This window comes from Streptomyces sp. NPDC054770 (genome assembly GCF_053611985.1).
The window spans coordinates 189,090-209,492 of sequence record NZ_JBSHBL010000007.1 but is presented as its reverse complement, the minus strand read 5'-3'; the positions used below and the strand labels follow the sequence as shown (position 1 = coordinate 209,492).

13 protein-coding genes are annotated in these 20,403 nt (G+C 70.7%); 2 read left to right on the top strand and 11 right to left on the bottom strand.

Translation table 11 applies throughout. The features are described from left to right. The first annotated feature begins 163 nt into the window (after window positions 1–163). Entirely contained in the window at window positions 164–4,546 is a 4,383-nt protein-coding gene (locus ACWGKQ_RS09950) for a wHTH domain-containing protein (protein ID WP_453291380.1), read from the top strand. Here the strand turns inward: ACWGKQ_RS09950 and ACWGKQ_RS09945 are convergent. Both ACWGKQ_RS09945 and ACWGKQ_RS09940 read right to left on the bottom strand, forming a co-directional pair. Then, a complete protein-coding gene (locus ACWGKQ_RS09945; protein ID WP_453291379.1) occupies window positions 4,524–6,323 on the bottom strand; it encodes a phosphatidylglycerol lysyltransferase domain-containing protein in 1,800 nt (599 codons plus the stop codon). The genes ACWGKQ_RS09950 and ACWGKQ_RS09945 overlap by 23 nt on opposite strands. Window positions 6,324–6,514: 191 nt before the next feature. Next, window positions 6,515–6,796 carry a hypothetical protein gene (locus ACWGKQ_RS09940; protein WP_453291378.1) on the bottom strand — a complete coding sequence of 94 codons (282 nt, stop codon included), beginning with the start codon at window positions 6,794–6,796 and terminating at the stop codon, window positions 6,515–6,517. A gap of 77 nt (window positions 6,797–6,873) precedes the next feature. Between ACWGKQ_RS09940 and ACWGKQ_RS09935 the strand changes: the two genes are divergently transcribed. Further along, window positions 6,874–7,704, top strand: coding sequence for a M55 family metallopeptidase (locus ACWGKQ_RS09935; protein WP_453291377.1), 831 nt, complete (start codon window positions 6,874–6,876; stop codon window positions 7,702–7,704). A gap of 15 nt (window positions 7,705–7,719) precedes the next feature. Here ACWGKQ_RS09935 and pstB read toward each other — a convergent pair whose 3' ends face one another. From pstB to ACWGKQ_RS09890, 9 genes are all read right to left on the bottom strand, one after another. Beyond that, entirely contained in the window at window positions 7,720–8,541 is an 822-nt protein-coding gene (gene pstB / locus ACWGKQ_RS09930; protein ID WP_453291398.1) for a phosphate ABC transporter ATP-binding protein PstB, read from the bottom strand. Between the two features lie 86 nt (window positions 8,542–8,627). Further along, window positions 8,628–9,542 (bottom strand): sortase, encoded by a 915-nt coding sequence (locus ACWGKQ_RS09925; RefSeq protein ID WP_453291376.1) that lies wholly within the window; start codon window positions 9,540–9,542, stop codon window positions 8,628–8,630. A gap of 77 nt (window positions 9,543–9,619) precedes the next feature. Further along, complete coding sequence (locus ACWGKQ_RS09920; protein WP_453291375.1) at window positions 9,620–11,611, bottom strand: Ig-like domain repeat protein; 1,992 nt, start codon at window positions 11,609–11,611, stop codon at window positions 9,620–9,622. 159 nt (window positions 11,612–11,770) lie between these two features. Beyond that, window positions 11,771–14,398 (bottom strand): hypothetical protein, encoded by a 2,628-nt coding sequence (locus tag ACWGKQ_RS09915; RefSeq protein ID WP_453291374.1) that lies wholly within the window; start codon window positions 14,396–14,398, stop codon window positions 11,771–11,773. Next, a complete protein-coding gene (gene pstS / locus ACWGKQ_RS09910; RefSeq protein ID WP_453291373.1) occupies window positions 14,395–16,107 on the bottom strand; it encodes a phosphate ABC transporter substrate-binding protein PstS in 1,713 nt (570 codons plus the stop codon). Before pstS ends, ACWGKQ_RS09915 begins: the two co-directional genes overlap by 4 nt. After that, window positions 16,107–17,675, bottom strand: coding sequence for a phosphate ABC transporter permease PstA (pstA, locus tag ACWGKQ_RS09905; protein ID WP_453291372.1), 1,569 nt, complete (start codon window positions 17,673–17,675; stop codon window positions 16,107–16,109). Before pstA ends, pstS begins: the two co-directional genes overlap by 1 nt. A 2-nt stretch (window positions 17,676–17,677) precedes the next feature. Then, window positions 17,678–18,652 carry a phosphate ABC transporter permease subunit PstC gene (pstC, locus tag ACWGKQ_RS09900; protein ID WP_453291371.1) on the bottom strand — a complete coding sequence of 325 codons (975 nt, stop codon included), beginning with the start codon at window positions 18,650–18,652 and terminating at the stop codon, window positions 17,678–17,680. A 301-nt stretch (window positions 18,653–18,953) separates the two neighbouring features. Beyond that, complete coding sequence (locus tag ACWGKQ_RS09895) at window positions 18,954–19,604, bottom strand: hypothetical protein (RefSeq protein ID WP_453291370.1); 651 nt, start codon at window positions 19,602–19,604, stop codon at window positions 18,954–18,956. Window positions 19,605–19,833: 229 nt separating this feature from the next. Then, window positions 19,834–20,358, bottom strand: coding sequence for a hypothetical protein (locus tag ACWGKQ_RS09890; RefSeq protein WP_453291369.1), 525 nt, complete (start codon window positions 20,356–20,358; stop codon window positions 19,834–19,836). Window positions 20,359–20,403: the final 45 nt, after the last annotated feature.

Here is a 20,403-nt window from a genome sequence, read left to right as displayed (position 1 = left end):
CCGACGAATGTGCCTGGGGAGCGCCGGCCGAGGTCGCGGGGATGTACTCGAATCCCGGTGACAGCGCAGGTCAAGGCGGTAATCTGCGATTTTGCGAGTCGTACGAGTCGTACGGGTCGGGAGACTGGGACGGCTTTCGGAGCCGGCACGGTACGGAGGGGGGATGGCCGGGATGCCGGGACTGTCGTATGACATCCAGCTGAGCAGGCTGATCGAGGCTGCCGGGGATCCGAAGTCCACGACGCTGAGTGCGGAGATCGAGCGCAAGTACGGACTGACCGTTCATCCCAACACGATCGACGGCTGGCGGCTGGGCAGGACCGTTCCCCGTGACACCGACAAACTGCACGCGTTCCTCGGTGCGCTCACGGACCTCGCGCGCGAGCGCGGCGGCGAACGTTCGGCACGCTTCCCGGTGCGCAGGGATTGGGACCGGCTGGTCGCGGAGGCACGGAAGGGACGTACCGATCGAGGGGACCGGGCCGGTGATCGGGCGGTGTCCGCCCGATCCGCGTCAGGACCGCACTGGTTGGACGATGTCACGCACGCCCGGGTCTGGCAGCTCGTCGATCCCGGGACCGCGTCGGGGCGGGCAGAGGCCGTCAGGGAACAGACCTGCCGTGTGGTGCTGCGGCTCGCCGGCCTCTACGACGAGAAGCAGGACCTGCTTCGGCAGGACCCATGGCACGACCCCGATCTCGCCCGCCGGACCGTCCGTTGGGCCAACCGGCTGCTGGACGCCCACGAGCCCAGGACACTGGCCCCTGTCGAGGCCGCCCTGCTTGCTCTGCTGCCGTTCCTGTACCAAGTACAGAATGCTGCGACGGTCGACGCCCTGCGGCATGTCGACCCGACCGACCTGGACGAGCTGCGCCGTGGGGGCCGCGAACGCGACGCGTACAACCGGCTGTTGCGCAACCACAAGCGGCTGGTCCGCCAGGCGATGCGCGGAGACGCGTTGCCCGACCGCAGCCCCGGACGCCCGGAGATCGGGTGGTGGCTGTTCCGGCAGTGGGTGAAACCACAGTTCGGGCAGCTCGCGTCGGTGCTGGCGGAGTTGGGGCCGGAAGAGGCCGAGCTGGGTGCCGTACTGGAACAGCCGTTGCTTTCCCGGCTGCTGGGCAGTGCGCATATGACACCGCGCCAGCTGTACGGTCGGCGGCCGGAAGGCCTGCTGGAGGACATCCCCTTCTTCGTCGACTTCCACGGACGCGATCCGCAGACGGTCAGGGAGCGTCTGGTGGGGCCTCTGTTCGCGATCACCCATGCCATGGCGATCGAGGTCACGGATCTGCCCATGGCCGTTGTCACGCACGTGGGCATCCCCGACCCGCTTGTGCCCCAGCGGCTGCTGAGGACCCTGAACAAGGCGTCCTGGATCCCGGTCGGAGACACCCTCGCGCTGCACGCCGACTGCGATCACCCAGCCTCGGTGGCCGCCCTCTCAGAACACGCCCAGCGTCTGGACGTGCTGCTGCGCGAGGCCCGTCGCAGCCGGCCGGTCGAGGAGCTGGGCTCGCTGCCGGTGTATGCGCACGCGGACGGGGTCCGAGAGGTGGACGACACCGGGGAGCCCCGGCAGGGCGGGGAGGTGATTCGGTTCCGGCTGGACGAGGAACGCATCCAGGAACTCCTCATGGGGGAGAACCTTTACCGCGACCGCAGCCTCGCCATCCGGGAGCTTTACCAGAACGCGCTCGACGCCTGCCGCTACCGCAGGGCCTGGCAGTGCAAGAGGGACGGCCGGGACACGTTCGAGGGCGAGATCGTCTTTCGGCAGGGGTACGACGAGTACGAGCAACGCCACTACCTCGAATGCGAGGACAACGGTATCGGCATGGACGAGACCGTGCTGGCCGAGGTGTTCTCCCGGGCCGGGGTCCGGTTCGTCGACCACTCCCGGTTCCAGGAGGAGTCGCGCCACTGGGAGGGCGAGGGGATCACTGTCCATCCGAACAGCAGGTTCGGGATCGGCGTCCTCAGCTACTTCATGCTCGCCGACGAGATCCGCGTCACCACCTGTCCGTTGGACGTGGGCGAGGGGCGGCCGGAGAAGCTGACGGTGCTGATCACCGGCCCCGGCCACTACTTCCGGGTGCGGCGCACCGGGGAGCGCGGCCGCGTCGGTACGACGGTGCGGTTGTACCTGCGGGACGGGGGCAAGGCGCCCTCCTGCGTGCGGGAGCTGCGCCGGCTGCTGGGGGTCGCGGAGTTCCGGACCACGGCCAACAAGGACGAGGCCAAAGAGGTCGCCGGGTGGCGCCGGGGCGCCCTCGAACCGAGGGAGGCGTCGCTTGGACGACAGGACGGTTTTGTCGCCAGTGGACGTACGGTCGCCTGGCCGGAGGACGACCGCTGTGCGGACGGCCAGGTGTTCTGGTGTGAGCACGGAGGCGGGATTCTCGCCGACGGCATCTTCATCGAGCCTCGGGTGCGCGCGGGGATATTGGCCGGCCCGGAGTCGCCCGCTCGACTGCGCGGCGCTGTGGTGAATCTGACGGGCGGCAGCCGCCCCAGGGACCTGTCCGTGGATCGTACGGAGATCCTCGATCCTGCCGTGCACGAACAGGTCGAGAAACTCGTCAGAGACGCGATTCCGGCGCTGCTCGCCGCCGAGCCCCCGTTGCTCACGGCGGGGTGGCTGGCCGATGTGGCTCGGCACAGCCCGCGTCTCGCGGATCTCGTGACCGAGGCGGCCGGGGAGGCGGGCGTCGTGCTGGAGACGCGGGGGCATCCGTCGCCAGTGGCGACCGCGGGGTTCTTCGCACGCGACGCCACTCTTGTTCACCTCGCGGCCGAACTACCGTACGGAGTAGCCCAGGTCACGAAGCAAGTGCCGGACGATGCCACGAAGCTGTGGCGGCTGCTCGCTCACTGTCCGAACGCCGAGTTGACCGCCCTCACCGCTCTCGTCCCGGAACTGGCCCTCGTCGAACATGTGCTGCCGGCCCGGCCGTCGGACGCGCTGATGCTCACGAGGGATGACGGCGGCCGCAGCAGCGACCGACCCTGGATCAGAGCGGGCAACAGGTACCCCGACGTCCGTCCTGGGCATGTCCTCGCGACGGCCATGGCCTGTGGGGTGTCGTACGACGAGGCCCGCACGCGGATGCAGCTCCTGCGGCTGTCCACCCCCGGACCGTCCACCGGTCCGGTGACGGGCGACGCGGCCCTGGTGGCGCTGTTGGACGCGTCGTTCGGGAATGGCCAATGGATGGCCCTCACGCGGCCCGTTCCGCCGGGACACCTTCTCGGGGCGCACCTGACACTGAACATCGCCATTGACGAGGCGATCGAACGGCTCGTGGAAATCGGCTTCACCGTGCCCGACGAGCTGCCGGCCCACACCCCGGCAGAATGGGTGGTACGGCTGCTCAGCCACCGGCTCAACGGCAGGCCGAACTGGCTCGATCCCGCCGAACCGGTGGTGGCGGGGCATGTGCTGTGGGCCATGCGGACGCTGGAGCGTTCCTTCTCAGAGGTGGTCGCCGCACTGACCGACTACGGGTTCCGACCGGAGTTGGGCACGATGGACGATCAGTCCGCGTCGCAACTGCTGCGCCACATCACCGAGTGGGGCTGGGCCGAGGGGCTGGTACGCGGCCTCGACGTGCGCGAGGACCTGCCACCCGGCCTCGTGGTTCATGCGTCCAAGTGTCTGGGCATCACTCTGCGCGAGGCCGTGCAACGCATGGCCGCGTTGGGGTTCTCCAGCGGCGTGCTGCCTGAGGAGGCCGTGGACACGGACGCGGCGCTGCTGGGCCTCGACGAGGGCTCGCCGGATGTCTTCGATGCCGGCAGTGAGATTCCGCTGGCATGGCTCGTCCAACTGGCTGAGGACAGCGGGCTTGCTCCGAGGGAGGCCGCTGCACGACTGCGCGCGTACGGATTCGCCCCGCAGGACAGCTGCCTTCCCGAGCGTCTGCATCCGGGCGACGCCGACCTTCTCCGGACGGTCTACAACATGCTGCCGGAGCACGACGACGACCTGGCGACCCGAACGGTGCCCATGTTCGTGATTCTGCACACGGCCGAGGAGGAACTACTCTCCCCTCAGTCGGTCATCGACTGCCTGCGCCGCTACGGCGTGCGGACCTGGCAGGCGACCGGACCGACGAAGGCGAGTAAGTACGACACCGAACTGGTCACGGTCGCACGCACCGGAACCCTTCTTGATTGGAACGTACCGGTGCCGTTGTACCACCTGGTCGAGGCACCGATCGAGCTTCTGATGGAACCGGAGGACGCCGTCAGGCGCATGGCCGAACTCGGCCTGGACGTTCCGGTCCGGGAACTCGAGAGCCTCGATGAGACCGATCGCAGCCTGTGCCGCGACCGGTTCGGGGAACACAACATCCAGTTGCCGTTACCACTGCCCCACCCGATCGAGGACTTCATCACCATTGCTGCCCTGGCCCCGCTTCCCATGGCGGAACTTCTCCCCCGCCTGACCCGCCTGGGCGTGGATCTCCCCCGAGTAGCAGAGGCCGTCCGGGCCGCCCTTCCTCAGGTCCCCGGCCTCGTCATGACCCCCACGGAACCGTGAGGAAGCCCTCCGCCCGGGCGCTCGCCAGACCGATCCTCGGGAGGTCGCTGGTCTTCGTGAAGAGGATGTAGCGGGGCTCCCAGACCGGGCGGTACTTGGCGTTCGCGCGGTAGAGGGACTCGATCTGCCACCAGCGGGAGAAGAACGTCAGGGTCGTGTGCCAGAGGCGGAGGACCGGGCCGGCGCCGAGGCGGGAGCCGCGTTCGAAGACCGAGCGGAACATCGCGAAGTTGAGGGAGACGCGGTCGACCTTCAACTCGGCCGCGCGGAGGAGGAGTTCGACCACCATGAACTCCATCAGGCCGTTCTCGGAGTCGCGGTCGCGGCGCATCAGGTCCAGGGAGAGGCCCTGCTCGCCCCAGGGGACGAAGCTGAGGAGGGCGCGGGGGGTGTCGTTCGCGTCCCGGCATTCGAGCATCACGCAGCGGCCGTCCGCCGGGTCGCCGAGGCGGCCCAGGGCCATCGAGAAGCCGCGTTCGGTGGTGCCGTCGCGCCAGTGGTCGGCCCGCTCGATGAGGGTGGCCATCTCGTCCGCGGGGATGTCCTCGTGGCGGCGGATACGGACCGTGTAGCCGGCTCGGCGGACCCGGTTGTGGGCCTGGCGGACGACGCGCATCGCGCGGCCCTCCAGGGTGAAGTCGGCGATGTCGACGATCGCCTCGTCGCCGAGTTCCAGGGCGTCCAGGCCGTGGCGGCCGTAGATGGTCCCGGCCTCCTCGCTCGCGCCCATGACGGCAGGCGTCCAGGCGTGCCGTCGTGCCTCCGTCAGCCAGGCGTCGATCGCACCGGGCCACGCCTCCGGGTCGCCGATGGGGTCGCCCGAGGCGAGGCTGACGCCGCCCACGACCCGGTAGGTGACCGCCGCCTTGCCGGTGGGGGAGAAGATCGCCATCTTGTCGCGGCGCAGGGCGAAGTAGCCGAGCGAGTCGCGGGCGCCGTGCTTGTCCAGCAGGCCGCGCAGCCGGGACTCGTCCTCGGGGCTGAGCAGCCGGCGGCCGCGCGGCGAGCGGAAACCGGCGTACAGGACCAGGCAGAAGGCGGCCGCGAGGAGGATGTTGATGACGATGTCGGTCCAGCGGGAGGCGTGGACCGCGGTGACGTGGTCGGCGAGCGGGCCGACGCTGATGCCCCGCAGCAGGGTGTAGGCGATCTCGTCGGGGAGGGTGGCGCCCGGGACCTTGTTCGTCGCGTGCACGAGGAGCGTGCCCAGGCCGCCGGTCACCACGATGCCGCCGGCCGCCACCGCCAGTGCCGTCTTCGGGTTCGACGGGTCGCCCACCGCGTTGAACTCCCGGCGGCTGATCAGCAGCGCGGCCACGAACAGGCCGGTGACGGCGGCGGAGACCCAGTTGAAGGCGTGCGCCCGGTACTCGTGCTGGGTGAGGGCGAGGACGTAGAGGGCGAGCAGCGGGGCGGACAGGACTAGGTTGACCACCCAGGCCGCGCGCTTGCGGCGGCGCATCACCAGGACGAAGAAGATGGCGAGGGCGGCCGAGACCAGGCCCGCCGTGGCCAGGTACGGGGTGAAGAACTGGCCGGAGTGGTGCGCGTGCTGCCGGTGCAGGTGGAGGGTGAGACGGCCGTTGTTGTGCTCGTCGACCTCCTGGCGGAAGGGGAGCGACATCACCGCGACTATGTTCAGTACGGCGATCACGCGCAGGTACCAGACGGTGAAGTCGGCGGCCCGCCTGCGCAGCGCGCCGCCGGACGCGCCGGTGGGGGCGCGAAGGGCGGCGGACACGCGGGACGGGATCAGGGTCGACAGCTGTGCGGGCATGGGGACCGGTCACCTTGGGGACGGGGAGCGGATTGACGGAGGGCTGACCCTACAGTCTGTAGGGTAACTGTGGGAGGCGGGGGAGGGATCCGCCGCGGTACGGAAAACGGTGTGAAAGGGCGTAGGGCCTCTTACGGGCCCACGGACGACCCCAGGGGCGACCCCACGGACACTTGCGACCCCGCGGCCGGTTACGAGCCTACGGCGGTCCGCGCGCGCTCCCGCTCCGCCCGCCGCCTGGCCGCCAGCATCCACGCCAGGTTGCCGACCGCCGCCCCGGCCGCCACCGCCGCGACGATCACCCCGCCGGTCGCCAGCCCGTCGCTGAACAGGTGCGGGCGCCGGTCCAGGCTGTGCAGGCCGAAGCCGGACAGCTCGTACACGCCCACCGCGGCGACCAGCAGGCTCGCCACCAGCACCGCCACCGTGGGGGCGAGGCTGCGCCGCGCCTCCTGTGTGTCCGTGCCCTGCATGAGTACCCCCGTGAGCTGACGAGCCGCCGTGGCCGATGGGGAACCTACAATACGTAGGGTCCGGATAGCCTCGGGACGTGCGTATTTACATCAGCGTGGACATGGAAGGCATCACCGGGCTCGTCGACCGGGACGATGTGCAGCCGGGCGGCCGGGACTACGAGCGCGGCCGGTCGATGATGGCCGAGGACGTGAACGCGGCGATACGCGGCGCGGTGGCCGCCGGTGCGACCGAGGTGCTGGTCAACGACGCCCACGGGCCGATGCGGAACCTGCTCCCCGAACACCTGCACCCCGCCGCCCGCCTGGTGCGCGGCAAGCCGAAGAAGATGATGATGCTGGAGGGGCTCACGGCGGAGTACGAGGCGGCGATATGTGTCGGCTACCACTCCCGGGCCGGCGCCCTCGGTGTCCTCAGTCACAGTTTCATGGGCCACGAGATCGAGGACATCTGGCTGGACGGGAGGCCGGTGGGCGAGATCGGGCTCGCGCACGCCACCGCCGCGGTCCTCGGCGTCCCGGTCGTGGCCCTCACGGGTGACGACGCGGCGTGCGCCGAGATGACGGCGTGGGACGAATCGGTCGTCACCGTGCCCGTGAAGTACGCCCGGGACCGGTTCGCCGCCGAGCTGCGCCCGGCGGAGGAGGCCCGCCGGGCGATCGAGGAGGGGGTCGTGGCGGCCCTGACGCCCATGCCGAAGCGGCCCGCCGCGCCCGGGGGCGAGTCGGTGCTCGCCGTGCGCTGGCAGTCCGCATCCGTCCCTGCCGTCCTCCTCGGCATCCCCGGGGTGACGGCCGTGGACAGCCGTACCGTCCAGGCCCGTGGCCAACTGCCCGCTCTCTACCGCCAGTTCGGCGTCTGGATGCGGGTCGCGTCCTCGCTGACCAACCAGCCGCCGTACTGCTGAGCCCATCTCCCGCGCTCAGCCGAACCGGCCCGCCACGTAGTCCGCCGTCCGCTGGTCCTGCGGGGAGTTGAAGACGGCCTCCGTGGCGCCGTGCTCGACGATGCCGCCCGGGGTGCCCTGCTCGGCCAGGAAGAACGCGCACTGCTGCGAGACACGCGCCGCCTGCTGCATGTTGTGCGTGACGATCACGATCGTCACCTGGCCGGCCAGGTCCTGGATGGTCTCCTCGACCCGGCGGGTGGAGGTGGGGTCCAGGGCCGAGCACGGTTCGTCCATGAGCAGCACCCGGGGGCGGACGGCGAGCGCCCGCGCGATGCACAGCCGCTGCTGCTGGCCGCCGGACAGCGCGCCGCCGGGCTGCCGGAGCCGGTCGCGGACCTCCTTCCACAGGCCGGCCCGGGTCAGGGACTCCTCGACCAGCACGTCCTTCTCCCGGCGGTTCGCCTTCGTGCCGGTGAGCTTCAGGCCCGCCACCACGTTGTCGTAGATCGACATCGCCGGGAACGGGTTCGGCTTCTGGAAGACCATGCCGATCCTGCGGCGGGCGTCGGTCAGCCGCCAGGACGGGTCGTAGATGTCCTCGCCCTCGAAGAGCACCTCGCCGCCGAACTGCGCGGAGGGGATCAGCTCGTGCATCCGGTTGAGGGTGCGCAGGAACGTCGACTTGCCGCAGCCGGACGGGCCGATCAGCGCGCTGACCTCGCCCGCGGGCATGGTCAGCGACACCTGGCTGAGCACCTGGTGGAAGCCGAACCAGGCGGAGACGGCACGGGCTTCGAGGGTGGCGGGCGCGGGGCCGTCCACCACGGCGGAGGGCAGTACGGCGGTGTCGGTCATCTCAGAGGTCTCGGCGGTCTCGGCCGGCTGGGTCATTTCACTTACTTCAGTCACGTCAGTCACGTCAGTCACTTCACTCACCTCGGTCACAGCAGGTTCGGCAGCAGTTCGGTGGTCCGCGTCGCGACCTGGAGGCCGAGCACCGCGACGACCGGGGCGAAGACGATCCACGTCTGGTGGCGGCCCCAGCGGTGCCAGGTCCAGACGGCGGCCACGGCGGTCAGGAGCAGCGCCTGCAGCCACATCACCAGCGGCCACGGCACCCCGGAGGGGCGGGCCAGCGGCTCCTCGGAGCTCGGCAGGGTGCCGGCCCGGATCACGGCCGACGGGGTCTGGAACGGCGCGGAGACCAGGTCGGCGTCGACGCGCAGCACGCCCGAGGGCATGAACTTCGGGCCCGTCGCGGTGATGAGGACGATCCGGCCCTTGCCGGAGGCCAGCGCCGTCGGCGCCGGGTCGCCGGCCCGCCGTACGTCGATGACCTGGAACTTCGCCTTGCCCTGCCCGGTGGTCACGGTGAACGTGTCACCGGTGGCGAGCCGGGAGAGCTCGCCGAACGGGCCGCCGTACGCGGCCGCCCGGCCCATCAGCACGCTGGTGCCGGCCTGGCCCGGCATCGGGGTGTCCCGGCGGTGCCCGGGGCCGTCCGTGAGCACGGAGGAGTCGGTGCCCTCCAGGACGACCTGGCTCAGGCCCAGCTTCGGCACCTGGACGAGCGCGACCGGCGTGCCGGGCGCCAGCAGCTTGCCGTCCTGCCCGGTCTGGGCCACCGGGGCGGTGCCCAGGGCGAGTTGCTCGCGCAGCTGGTCGAAGTCGGCGTGCTGCGCGGAGTGTTCCTGGGCGCCGCTGAACACCAGCAGCTGGACGGTGATGCCGAGCAGCAGGGCGGCGAGGCTGAGCAGTCCGCCGCGCGAGAGGTGGCGGACGAAGGTGAGGCTGCGGACGGGCCTGCGCGGCACGGCCGGAGCCAGGGTTTTCGGTGTCGGTACGGCGACGGTCATGGCGGCCCGCCTCCTTCGAAGAATGGGTGAGGGGCCGCCGGGAGCCGTACGAGGCTCCCGGCGGGCCCGTCAGACGGTCACTTGGAGGTGATGGTGAAGTTGGCGCCGGTCTTCGAGTTCACGGTCGAGGAGCCGACGTAGAAGGCGTGCAGGGTGTGCTTGCCCTTGGCCAGCTTCGGCAGGGTGACGACGACCTTGCCGCTGCTCAGGGTGCCGGTGGCGATGACCTTGGTGCCCTGGTAGATGCGGACGGTGCCGCCCGGGGTGGTGCCGGTCGCGGTGACCTTGACGGTGACCTTGGCCTTGGCGGTGTGGCTCACCGAGGTCGGGGCGGAGGTGGAGACCGACGCCGTCGCCTTGGTGATCTTCAGGGAGACGGTCGTCGAGGACGTGTTCAGCTTGGAGGTGCCCGCGTAGGAGACCGACAGGGAGTGCGTGGCGACCTTGAGGTGGTTCGACAGGCCGATGGTGACCTTGCCGGACGCGTCCAGGGTGCCGGTGCCGAGGACGGTGGTGCCGTCCTTGACGGTGACCTTGCCGGTCGGCTTGACGCTGTGCGAGCCGGTGACGGTGACGGCGACCTTCGGGGTCTTGCCGTAGGCGGTGGTGGCGGTGGTGGCCACCGTCTTGCTCGCGTACTTGACCGCGCCGGTCCAGGTGGCCGCGGCACCGGTGCCGTTGAGGTTGTTGGCGGTGACCGTGGCGGTGTAGGTGCCGTTGGTCAGGCCCGTGAAGGAGTACGACGTGGCGGTGGCCGCGACGTCCTTGACGGCGACCACGCCGCCGTCCGCGTCGGTCAGGACGATCCGGTAGTCGGTGACCGGCAGCGCGGTGGCGGACGGGGCGGTCCAGGACAGCTTCAGGCTCGCGTCGCCGACGGAGGCCTTCACCGTGGGGGCGCCGGGCACCGAGGCGTCGACGCCGGACTCCTCCAGGCCGCCGAGCTTGGCGTGCTTGGCCACCGAGACGGAGCCGTTGTAGGACTCGTTGACGAAGCCGAACTTGGCGATGACCGACTCGGCGGCGTCCGACGCCAGCTCGGCGGTGTGGCTGCCGCTGGTGACGAAGACGTCGTACAGGTCCTTGTCGAAGAAGATGCTGCCGGTGTCGATCGCGCGGCTCGGGACGACGTTGTAGACGTCGCGGCCGAACGTCGAGTTCTCGTAGTAGGCGGTGACCGGGGACAGCTTGCCGTTCACCGTGGTGACCGGGCTGGTGGCGCCGGTGTCGCCGGGCAGCTGGATGGAGGCCAGGTGACCGCCGGCCGCGGCCGCCGTCTTGCTGTAGTCGGGGGAGATGCCGTTGTTCTGGGCGATCCAGGAGCCGACGGAGAACGGGACGAGCGCGCCGTCCTCGGTGAGGGCCGGGTTGGCCTGGTTCTCCTGGACGGTGGTGACGTTCGGGGAGAGCGTCGCGTCGGTCAGGCCGATCGCCGCGAGGAAGAACTTGCGGGTGCCGGAGCCGGCCTGCGGGATCCGCGGGTGCACGGTCTGGCCGTTCACCGTGGTCAGCGCGCCCGAGTAGATGTCGTGCAGCTGGTCCACGGTCAGCGTGTCCAGGGCCGAGCCCTTGACCGCGACGCCGACCGCGTCACGCGCCATCGGGATGTAGGTCAGCGCGGTGCCGGAGACGGACGGGCCGCCGGAGGACCGGGCGAAGTCGACCTGGCCGCTGATCGGGACACCGGCGCTGGTCGGGTACTTGTCGCCGGTCAGCGCCTCGCTGAGGGCGAGACGGCCGTTGCCGGAGCCGTTCGGGCGCAGGAAGGACGGGCCGCCGGTGCGGGTGGTGATGTTCGAGGTGGTGGAGCCGGTGCCGGGCTCGATCGCGTCGTACGACGCGATGCCCGCGCCGTTCGCCGACTTCACCGCGGTGGCGGAGTAGCTGGTGCCGTTGACGGTGTCACCGGCGAGGGCGTTCAGCACGTCCTGGGTGGTGTCCGAGCCCACGCCGACCAGCTGGCGGAAGGCACCGGCGTCCGGGTCGGCGACCGCCGGGGTGGCGAGGGCGAGGCCGCCGGCCACCACGGCAGCGGCGACGAACGCCGCCGAAGAGCGCAGTCTGCGCATCGAGAGTCTCCTGACGAGAGCTAGCTAGCTGGGGTGTTGCCAGAGGATCTGGCAGGGTGGTGCGAACCGTCCGCCCCGACTGCCTTTCGGGGCGGACGGCCGTCTGTGGTGGAGCCTTTGGCTCCGAGGGGCTTTCAACGCCCCGTGTGGAGCGCCCCGTCAGGGGCGCGGGGCTGTATCTGATGTGCGGCTGCCGCCGCGTGGGCGCGACCAGCCCCCACGCAACCGCAGTCGACGTACGGCCGTCGTCACGGAAGCAACCGACAGCTGACGGCCACCGGCAAAGGGCGCGCCCACTCCGGCCACGGCCCCGAGCACGGCCCCCACCGGCACGGCATAGCGCAACGGCGTCGCCGGGTCCGCCGGGGTGTTCCCGGCCGCGGTGGTCTGCAGCGCCGTACCGCCGTCGAACGACGCCTTCGCACTCGGCGTGGCACTGGACGTGCCGGTCGCCGTGCCCGTGCCGGCGCCGCCGCTCGTGCCGCCGGCGACCCCGTCGGTGCCGCTGGGGGCGCCGCCCCCGCCCGTGTCGGTGCCCCCGCCGTCGGCCGAGCCGCTGCCGGTGGAGGTCGGTCCGGTGTAGGTGAGCAGTGCGTTCGCCGCCTTGACGGTCTGGGCGCGCAGCTTCGTGGAGAGCGGGGCGTAGCCGTCGGGCAGCCTGCCCGGGTCGGCGCCCGGGGTCTGGCCGGTCGCGGCGGCGTAGCGCAGCAGGGCCGCGTAGTCCTGGCGGGCCGCCTTGCTCACCTTGCCGGGCCGGACCGCCGCGTACACCAGCTCGGCGAGCGGGTAGGCGCCCTTCGCGGTGGCGGCCGCCGGGGTGATCTCGGCGACGCCGGAGCCGGTGGCGGTCGCGGCGGCCGCGGTCAGGCTGGCCGTGCTCGGGGCGACGTACTGGCCGGCGGTGTTCTTCAGCTCGGCGGTCTGCAGGCCGTACCGGGCCGCGGAGGCCGCGTCCGTGATCGTGATGATGAAGCGTGAGCCGACCGTCTGCGGGCCGGGGCTCTTGTACGCCTGCGGGCTGGACAGCGCGTCCCAGGTGGACTTCCACAGGGTGTCCGCGCGCCGGGTGTGCAGGGCGCCGGAGTGCATGTCGTCCACGTAGGGGTGGAAGTCGGTCATGCACTGGGTGGCCGTGGACGGGGCGTCCGAGCCGGGCGGCACCGTGCACCACGGGTCGCTCTTCGGGTAGTCGTCGGTGCTCGCCGGGTCGAAGGCGACGCCGGTCGGGTTCAGGTCCGCGTTGGTGCTGTAGTACGGGTTGACCCGCATGCCGCCGTCGTCCGGGACACCGGCGAGGAACTGCCGGGCGTCCTTGTCGGCGAGGATCCACTGCCAGATCGCGCGGGCGGTGTCGGAGTGGCCCAGCGAGGTGATCAGGTCGGTGTCGGTGGCCGGCGTCTCGGCGACCGACAGGTACGCGAACTCCGGGTTCAGGGCGATGAACTCGGGGTCGGAGGCGATACCGGCCGGGTTGTTCTTCGTCCAGCCGTACCCCTTGGACGCCGTGCCGTTGAGGACCGAACCCCAGGTGGAGTTGCGGTACGACTCGGTGAGCAGCTTCGCGACCAGGCGGGGGCTGAGCTTGATGGACTCGACCTTGGTACCGGCGAGTTTCCTGATGCTGTCCGGTGCCCCGGACTTGGGTCTGCGCTCGATCGTGAACCCGATGACGGCTCCGGAGAGCGCGACCGGTGCGTAGGTCGTCGTCCCCGACGGCGCTGTCGTGCCCGCGTCCGCGCCCAGTTTCCGGGTGGTGAACGCCATGCCCGTGGAGGACGCGTCCGAGGTCAGCCGGGACCGGGTGTCGGGCTCACCGAGCTCGGTGTAGCCGTACACCTTGCCGACCGAGCAGAGGTGGGCCTGCCAGCTGGTCATCGCGTCCGCCGCCAGCTCGCTGCCGGTGGTGGGGCGTTCGTCGGCGCCGAGGGCGCAGTTGCTGCCGACGCTGTTGAAGTCCAGCTTGACGGCGATCCGGTTCTTCCAGTTGGTGGAGGAGACGGGGGAGCCCGCGTTGACCTGGCTCTGGTCCGCGTACGGCTTGCCGTCCAGGTCCAGATGGCCCTGCGGGACGATCACCAGCCAGCAGGAGCGGGGCTTGGTCACGCCGTCGGTGGTGACAGGGATGCCGCAGCCGAGGTGGGGTGCCTCGTTGGCGGTCTGGACCTCGAAGAACTCCTTGCCGGTGCCGTTGGTGCCGGTGCGGGCGAAGTCGATCTCGTTGGTGGTGTTGTAGCTGAACAGCGCGTTGTTCTGGGTGTTGGTGGTGATCGTGGTGCCGTCCACCGACTTGAAGGGGACCTCGCCCGGGGCGTTCGGGTTGGCGGCGCCGTACCGGTTGTCCTGGCCGTAGTTGGTGGGGTCGGCGCTGTAGAAGATCTGCCGGGTGTCGTCCTGGCCGTTGCCCGGCCAGCTGGTGCGGTTGGTGGTCGGGGAGGCGCCGTACTGGCACTGGGTGCGCGACGGGCCCGGGTTGGACGGGACCGTGCCGTCGTCGTCGCCCCAGCACTGCATGATCTGCACGAAGTCGGTGTTGAACTGGGTGCCCGCGAAGGTGGTCGGGGTACCGCCGGTCCAGCTCACCGTGACGGCCTGGCTGGTGAGGTCCTTGGTCTGCGAGACCGTGAACCTCATGTCCTTGAACTCGCCGCGCCCGGAGACGGTCACCGCGGAGCCGGTGGCCGCGGCGGCCGTGGGGGCGGTCTGGGCGACCGCGAGTCCGGCGAGGGCGCCGACCGTGGCGCCGGCGAGCAGGCGTATCAGCGCGTTGCGTACCCGGGTGCGTCTCATCGCGAACTCCCGTCGTCTGTACGGCTGTTGCCGCCGCCGTTGCCGTTTCCGTTGGCCCTGGAGCCGACCAGGCGGGAGACCAGCGACGGCAGCAGGAGGAGGCCGAAGACCAGCACCGCGGCCAGCAGCATCAGGGTCTGGGTGCCGGTCCAGCCGTGCGCGGTGGCCACGGCGACCGGCTGGGCGAGGGCCACCGTGCCGTCGGCGCCCGTGCCGGTGCCGCCGGAGGCGGAACCCGTCGCGCCGCCGGGGGAGATGGTCTGGCCGGTGTCGGGGTCGACGGAGGGCTGGGCGCTGCTGCCGCCGGCCGCGCCGGAGCCGTTGCCGCCGGTGGCGCCGCCGTTGGCGGAGGTGCCGGTGCCGGTGGCGCCGGTCGAGCCGCCGGAGGAACTGCCGCTGTTGCTGCTGGAGCCGGTCGTGGCGCCGCCGCTGCCGCTGGTGCAGGGCGCGGCGCCCTTCTTGTCGCAGGCAGCCGGGTAGGGCGCGGTCTGCGCGAGCCGGTTCTCGCCGTCGGCCGTGAAGGTCGGGTTGTTGCAGTTCTTGATGTTGATGTTCTGCGTCTCCACGCCCGGGATCCGGCGGATCTGGTCGAAGCCGGCCTGGACGAGGTTGATCGGGAGCGGCGAGTAGCCGAGGTTCGGCGCCTGTTGCTGGCCCTGGCACATGAAGTAGTACGAGAACGCGCCGAGCGTCTTGCCCTTGGCCTTGGTGAAGGTGCCCTGCACCTTCAGCGGCAGGATCATGTACGAGTAGCTGGACAGCGGGTAGTTGCGCCGGTCGCTGTCGTTGTAGACGCCGTTGAGCTGCTGGGTGAGGTAGTCCGCCGAGCTCTTGTTGGTGTTGATCTTCGCCTTGAGGAGCGAGACCGCCACGTTCTGCGGGGTGGGCTCGGTGTAGTAGCCGGCGTGGTTCAGGACCTTGGCGACCGGATAGTGCGCGTTCAGCGCGTACGAGTAGTTGACGTACCCGATCGCGCCCTCGCCGTAGTTCTGGGCGACGTAACCGGCGACGCCGAGGTCACCGGACTGGGCGATCATGCCGGAGACGGTGGGGTAGTACGACGTCTGCCCGCACGCTCCCGAGCGGCCGACCTTGGCGCAGTACGCGTTCCACAGCGCCTTGTGCTGGTTCGCCATCCACATCGTGAACTGGGCGGTGGAGCCGGAGCCGTCGGAGCGGACGACGGGGACGATGGTGCGGTGGGGGAGCTGCAGCCCCGGGTTGTCGGCCTTGATCGCCGGGTCGTCCCAGCTCTTGATGACCCCGGTGAAGATCTTGGTGACCACGTCGCCGGAGAGGCGGAGGTTGGTGACCTTCTTGCCGTTGACCGTGAGGTGGTACATGAACACCGTGCCGCCGGCGACGATCGGCATGTAGGCGTAGCTTCCGGCGGCCGGGCGTTCGGCGGCGCTGCCGTCGGTGGGGTTCGTCTGGAACGGGATGTCGGAGACGGCGAAGTCGACGGTGCCGGAGAGGAACTGGCGGCGGCCGTCGGAGGAGCCGGTGCCGGCGTAGCTGATGCGCATGCCGTTCTTGTTGACGTCGCGCCGCCATTGGTCGACGGCGTTCTCGGCCCAGGTGGAGCCGGCGCCGGCGATGGGGGTGTAGCTGTCCGCGACGGCCGGGGTGCCGGTGATGGTGCCGAGGATGCCTATCAGTGCGGCCAGGATGCCCAGCCGTCGGAGGGCGTTGATGACTTGGCTGGACATCAGTGACTGTCTCCTGTAGCGGGGTCTGTGTTCCCACCCGCACCACCCGTGCGAGTTTCGTCGTCGGGTACGGGTGGCCCTTGTGGGGCCGGATCGCCGTCGGCGGGTGCGGGTGCGTTGGCTTCGGGGGCTTGCTCGCCGTCGTCGGCTGCGGGTGCGTCGGGGCTGGTCGCGCTCCGCGGCGGAGCCGCTGATTGATGCAGCCCCGCGCCCCTTTCGGGGCGCTCGGTGTGGTCGTCGCCTTCAGAAGAACCGGTCTGCGCGCTGCTTTCGGGGCGCTCGGTCTCGCCGTCGGTCTCCGAAGAACCGGTCTCGAACAACTCCAGTCCCGGCGTGTGGAGTTCGGTGAACCTCGTGGTGTCCCGGCGGGACGCCCTCGCCGCTCGCCTTGCCTGGCGCTTGTTCTGGTGGCCGGGGCCGCGGCCACCGATCACCCGGGCGATCACGAAGAGGACCAGGACCAGGGCCATCAGGACCGCCGCCGCGCCGAAGCCGCGCGCGATCATCGTGGGCTCGGGGGACTTGACGAAGTTGAAGACGGCCAGCGGGAGGGAGATCATCGGGCCGTTCGTCGGGTTGCCGTTGAGCGCCGCCGTGAAGCCCGCCGTGAGGAGGACCGGGGAGGTCTCGCCGATGCCGCGGGCGGTGCCGAGGATGACGGCGGTGGCGAGGCCCGAGCGGGCGGTCGGCAGGACCACGTGCCACACCGTCCGCCAGCGCGGGGCACCGAGCGCCTCGGACGCCTCGGTCAGCGTGCCCGGCACCAGCCGCAGCACCACGTCCGCCGCGCGGATCACGATCGGCAGCATCATCACGCTGATCGCGAAGCCCGCCGCCAGACCCGACTTCTGCATCCCGAGGTTGAGGATCCAGACGGCGTACACCATCAGGCCGGCCACGATGGACGGCAGCGCGGTCATCGCCTCGACGATCGTGCGGACGAACCGGGAGAAGCGGCCCGGGATCTGGTTCAGGTACACCGCGCAGGCCAGGCCCAGCGGGACCGTGATCGCCAGCGCGATGGCGATCATGATGAGGGTGCCGAGCATGGCGTGCGCGATGCCGCCGTGGGTCAGCGGGTCGAGCGGGCCGGCCGCCTGCATGTCCTGGGTGAAGAAGTTGGCGTGCGGCAGCGCCTCCCGGCCGCGCCACGCGGTGAAGCCGACGACCATGGTGAGCGCGGCGAACATCAGACCGCCCGCCGACCACAGGACGACGGTCATCACCCGGTCCCGTACCGCCTGCCCGTCCTCCTCAAGCCCTGTCAACACCGCGTAGATACCTAGGAAAGAAAGGTACGCGGTGACGAAGAACCCCAATGCGCCGGAGAACGGCGCGAGTTCGCCGAAGAGGAGGACGGTGACGCACAGCCCGGAGGCGGCGGCTCCGAACACCGACAGCACCCCGGAGCGGGTGACCCCGCCGATCCGGCGCGGCACGTCGGGGAGCGCGGTCACGGCGACGGCGGCGGCCGGCGAGGTGCCCGCGGCAGCGCTCTCGGGGGCGTCCTGCGGGGTGTCCTGCGGGCCGCCCCGTCGAGCGCCCTTCTCAAGGTCTACGACGGTCATCGTCACGCCTCGCTCTGTGCGCCGGACCGTGACCGAGCCACGATCGAGGAGGCGGTGAAGTTGACCGCCAGGGTGAGCAGGAACAGCGCGAGGCCCGCGGCCATCAGCGCCGACATGCCGAACGTGGAGGCATCGCCGTAATGCAGGGCGATGAGGGAGGAGACGGAGTTCGAGCCGGTCTGCAGGATGTGCGGCTGGATGGTGAAGACCGGGGAGATGATCAGGTAGACCGCGATGGTCTCGCCGAGCGCCCGGCCCAGGCCCAGCATGGTGCCGCCGATGATCCCGCCCATGCCGTACGGGAGAACGACCGCGCGGATCATGCCCCAGCGGGTGGCGCCGAGCGCGTAGGCGCCCTCCCGTTCACCGGCCGGCGCCTGCGCGAACACCTCGCGCATCACCGAGCACTGGATCGGCGCCACCATCAGCGCGACGACGATGCCGGCGACGAAGGTGGAGGCGGTGTAGACGCTCTGGGAGGCGAGGGGTTCGCCCGGCTGGGTGCCGTCGACGTGCAGGAAGGGGATCCAGCCGAACCAGTCCGACAGCCACCGGGACACTCCGATGACGTGCTGCTGGAGGAAGAAGAGCCCCCACAGGCCGTAGACCACGGACGGCACGGCGGCCATCAGGTCGACCATGGAGACGAGGGTGCGGCGCAGCGGGCGGGGTGCGACGTCCGAGATGAACAGGGCGGTCCCGAGGGCCAGCGGCACGCTGATCGTGACGGCCACGGCGGCGATGAGCAGGGTGCCGGTGAGCACGGCCGCGATGCCGAAGCGGTGCACGTCCGGCTGCCACTGGGCGGTGGTGAGGAAGTCCCAGACCCCTCTGGTCCGCAGCGCCTGTCCGGCCCGGAGCAGCAGGAACAGCCCTACGGCGGCCATGATGGCGAGGACGATGACCCCGGAGGCCGTCAACTGGACCCGGAAGATCCGGTCCCCGAGCCCGCGAGCGGGCGACGGCCGCCTGGGCACGGGTCTTTCGGATTCCGCCCCGGCGGAATCCTTGAGCGCGGACACCACTGTGCCCCCCTATACGAAGCGATTCTCCCCACGCGGCTCCGAATCGGGGTGCCGCGCCCGAGAGTCAATGGCCGGTTCCTTGCGCACCAACGCGTCGAACATGGAGCGCAGGTGAACTGTTCATGCCATTTCGGTGGGGGAGATGTGGGTGGCTGTGTACTGGAGGGTCGGGCGGGACCAGCGCCGCGCGGGCCCGTACCGCTCAGGAGGCCAGCGGGCAGGGCGAGTTCGGCCACGGCACGCGCGGCCGGGATCAGCCGCGGCCCGCGCGGGCCAGGGCGCTCCTGACAGCCTGCTCGTCCTGCCCCAGCAGCGCCTTCTCCAGGCTGTGGTCGGCATGCCGGGAGAAGCGTTCGCCCTCGGCGACGTCCTCCTTGCTCAGCACGCGTCCGCACCACTCGCCCTGGTCGGCGGTGTGGTCGTCGAAGGGCACGGCCGCGCCCTCGCCGAGGACCGCCCAGCCGCCCTCGTGCCGGCGCAGGGCGAGCAGATAGGTGTGGCCCACCTCGAGACGGGGCGCGTCGGTGGCCATCTCGGCGACGCGGGTGCCGCTGGACCGGTAGACCTCCCAGCCGGGGGCGACCATGTCGAAGGTGGCGCCGAGGGACTGCCGGGGCGAGGCGCGCGACCACAGCCTGCTGTCGGTCCGGAAGGTCACCAGCCGGTCCATCGCGTACGCCACGGGCCCCTTGGCGTAGGTCCGCCGGTTCGTCTCCCGCTCCGCGGTCGGACTGGCGACGACGACGTGATCGGCGTACGACACCCAGTCCTTCGCGGTCTGCGACGGATACAGGTCCCCCGAGGTCCCGCACCCCGCCACCGACTCCAGCCCCGGCCTGCCGATCAGCACCCCGGCGACGATCCCGACGGCCGCCAGGAACGCGGCGACGGGCCGCGTCCCCATGCGCCGAGGCATGACGAATCGTTCCCCCATGATGAAAAGCCCCCGTGTCCCCTGTGCTCTGAGCCATGTGCTCTGAGCCATGTGCTCTGTGTCCTGATCCAGCCCGTGCGGCGGCGGAGGTGGTCAAGATCCGCAGACCGCGTTGGTCACCTTAAGCACGGTCGAACGAAAGCGAACAAGGATCACCGCGGCCCGGCACAGAACTGTGACGAGGGGGCGGGCGGGCGTGTCAGCAGCCCTCGGCGGTCGGGTCGAATTCCAGCCGGGCGTGGTCGTGCGCGGTCCGGGCGTCGCCGTAGACCGAACTGGTCACCTGGTACCAGACGTCGTCCCGCCGCTTGTCGCCGTTCACGTCGTCCAGCTCCACACACCACTTCTCGGTGCGGACGGTCTTCCGGTAGGTCTCGGTGCCGCTGCGGACCTTGGTGCAGGAGCGGTACCGCTCGGTGGTGTACCAGGTGCGGGTCGTGCGTCTGCTGCCGGTCCCGCTGCGGGAGGTGTGCCGGACCCGGTGCGTCGTGGTGGAGCACTTCCTGACCAGGCGGGGCCGGGTGGTCGGGATGGTCTTCGCGGTGATGTGTCGGACGGAGTCCTTGAGACCGCGGACGGTGTCGTCATGGCCGGAGGCGGTGCTGCCGGAACTGCTCCCGTTCCCGCCCCCGGAGCCGTTCCCGTTCCCGCCCCCGGAGCACGCGCCGAGCGTGCCGATCAGAATCGCGATCGCTCCGCTCACTATGAGCCGCTTTCCGAACATGAATCCCCCAGCCTTGCGAACCGTGCCGATCACCGGTCGGCGATC

What these genes read in the sequence shown, in the direction of transcription:
- pstA (WP_453291372.1), bottom strand. Translation starts at nt 17,675, where the DNA reads ATGACCGTCGTAGACCTTGAGAAGGGCGCTCGACGGGGCGGCCCGCAG.
- pstB (WP_453291398.1), bottom strand. Translation starts at nt 8,541, where the DNA reads ATGACCGACACCGCCGTACTGCCCTCCGCCGTGGTGGACGGCCCCGCG.
- ACWGKQ_RS09895 (WP_453291370.1), bottom strand. Translation starts at nt 19,604, where the DNA reads ATGGGGACGCGGCCCGTCGCCGCGTTCCTGGCGGCCGTCGGGATCGTC.
- pstS (WP_453291373.1), bottom strand. Translation starts at nt 16,107, where the DNA reads ATGTCCAGCCAAGTCATCAACGCCCTCCGACGGCTGGGCATCCTGGCC.
- ACWGKQ_RS09945 (WP_453291379.1), bottom strand. Translation starts at nt 6,323, where the DNA reads ATGCCCGCACAGCTGTCGACCCTGATCCCGTCCCGCGTGTCCGCCGCC.
- ACWGKQ_RS09920 (WP_453291375.1), bottom strand. Translation starts at nt 11,611, where the DNA reads ATGCGCAGACTGCGCTCTTCGGCGGCGTTCGTCGCCGCTGCCGTGGTG.
- ACWGKQ_RS09890 (WP_453291369.1), bottom strand. Translation starts at nt 20,358, where the DNA reads ATGTTCGGAAAGCGGCTCATAGTGAGCGGAGCGATCGCGATTCTGATC.
- ACWGKQ_RS09940 (WP_453291378.1), bottom strand. Translation starts at nt 6,796, where the DNA reads ATGCAGGGCACGGACACACAGGAGGCGCGGCGCAGCCTCGCCCCCACG.
- ACWGKQ_RS09950 (WP_453291380.1), top strand. Translation starts at nt 164, where the DNA reads ATGGCCGGGATGCCGGGACTGTCGTATGACATCCAGCTGAGCAGGCTG.
- ACWGKQ_RS09925 (WP_453291376.1), bottom strand. Translation starts at nt 9,542, where the DNA reads ATGACCGTCGCCGTACCGACACCGAAAACCCTGGCTCCGGCCGTGCCG.
- ACWGKQ_RS09915 (WP_453291374.1), bottom strand. Translation starts at nt 14,398, where the DNA reads ATGAGACGCACCCGGGTACGCAACGCGCTGATACGCCTGCTCGCCGGC.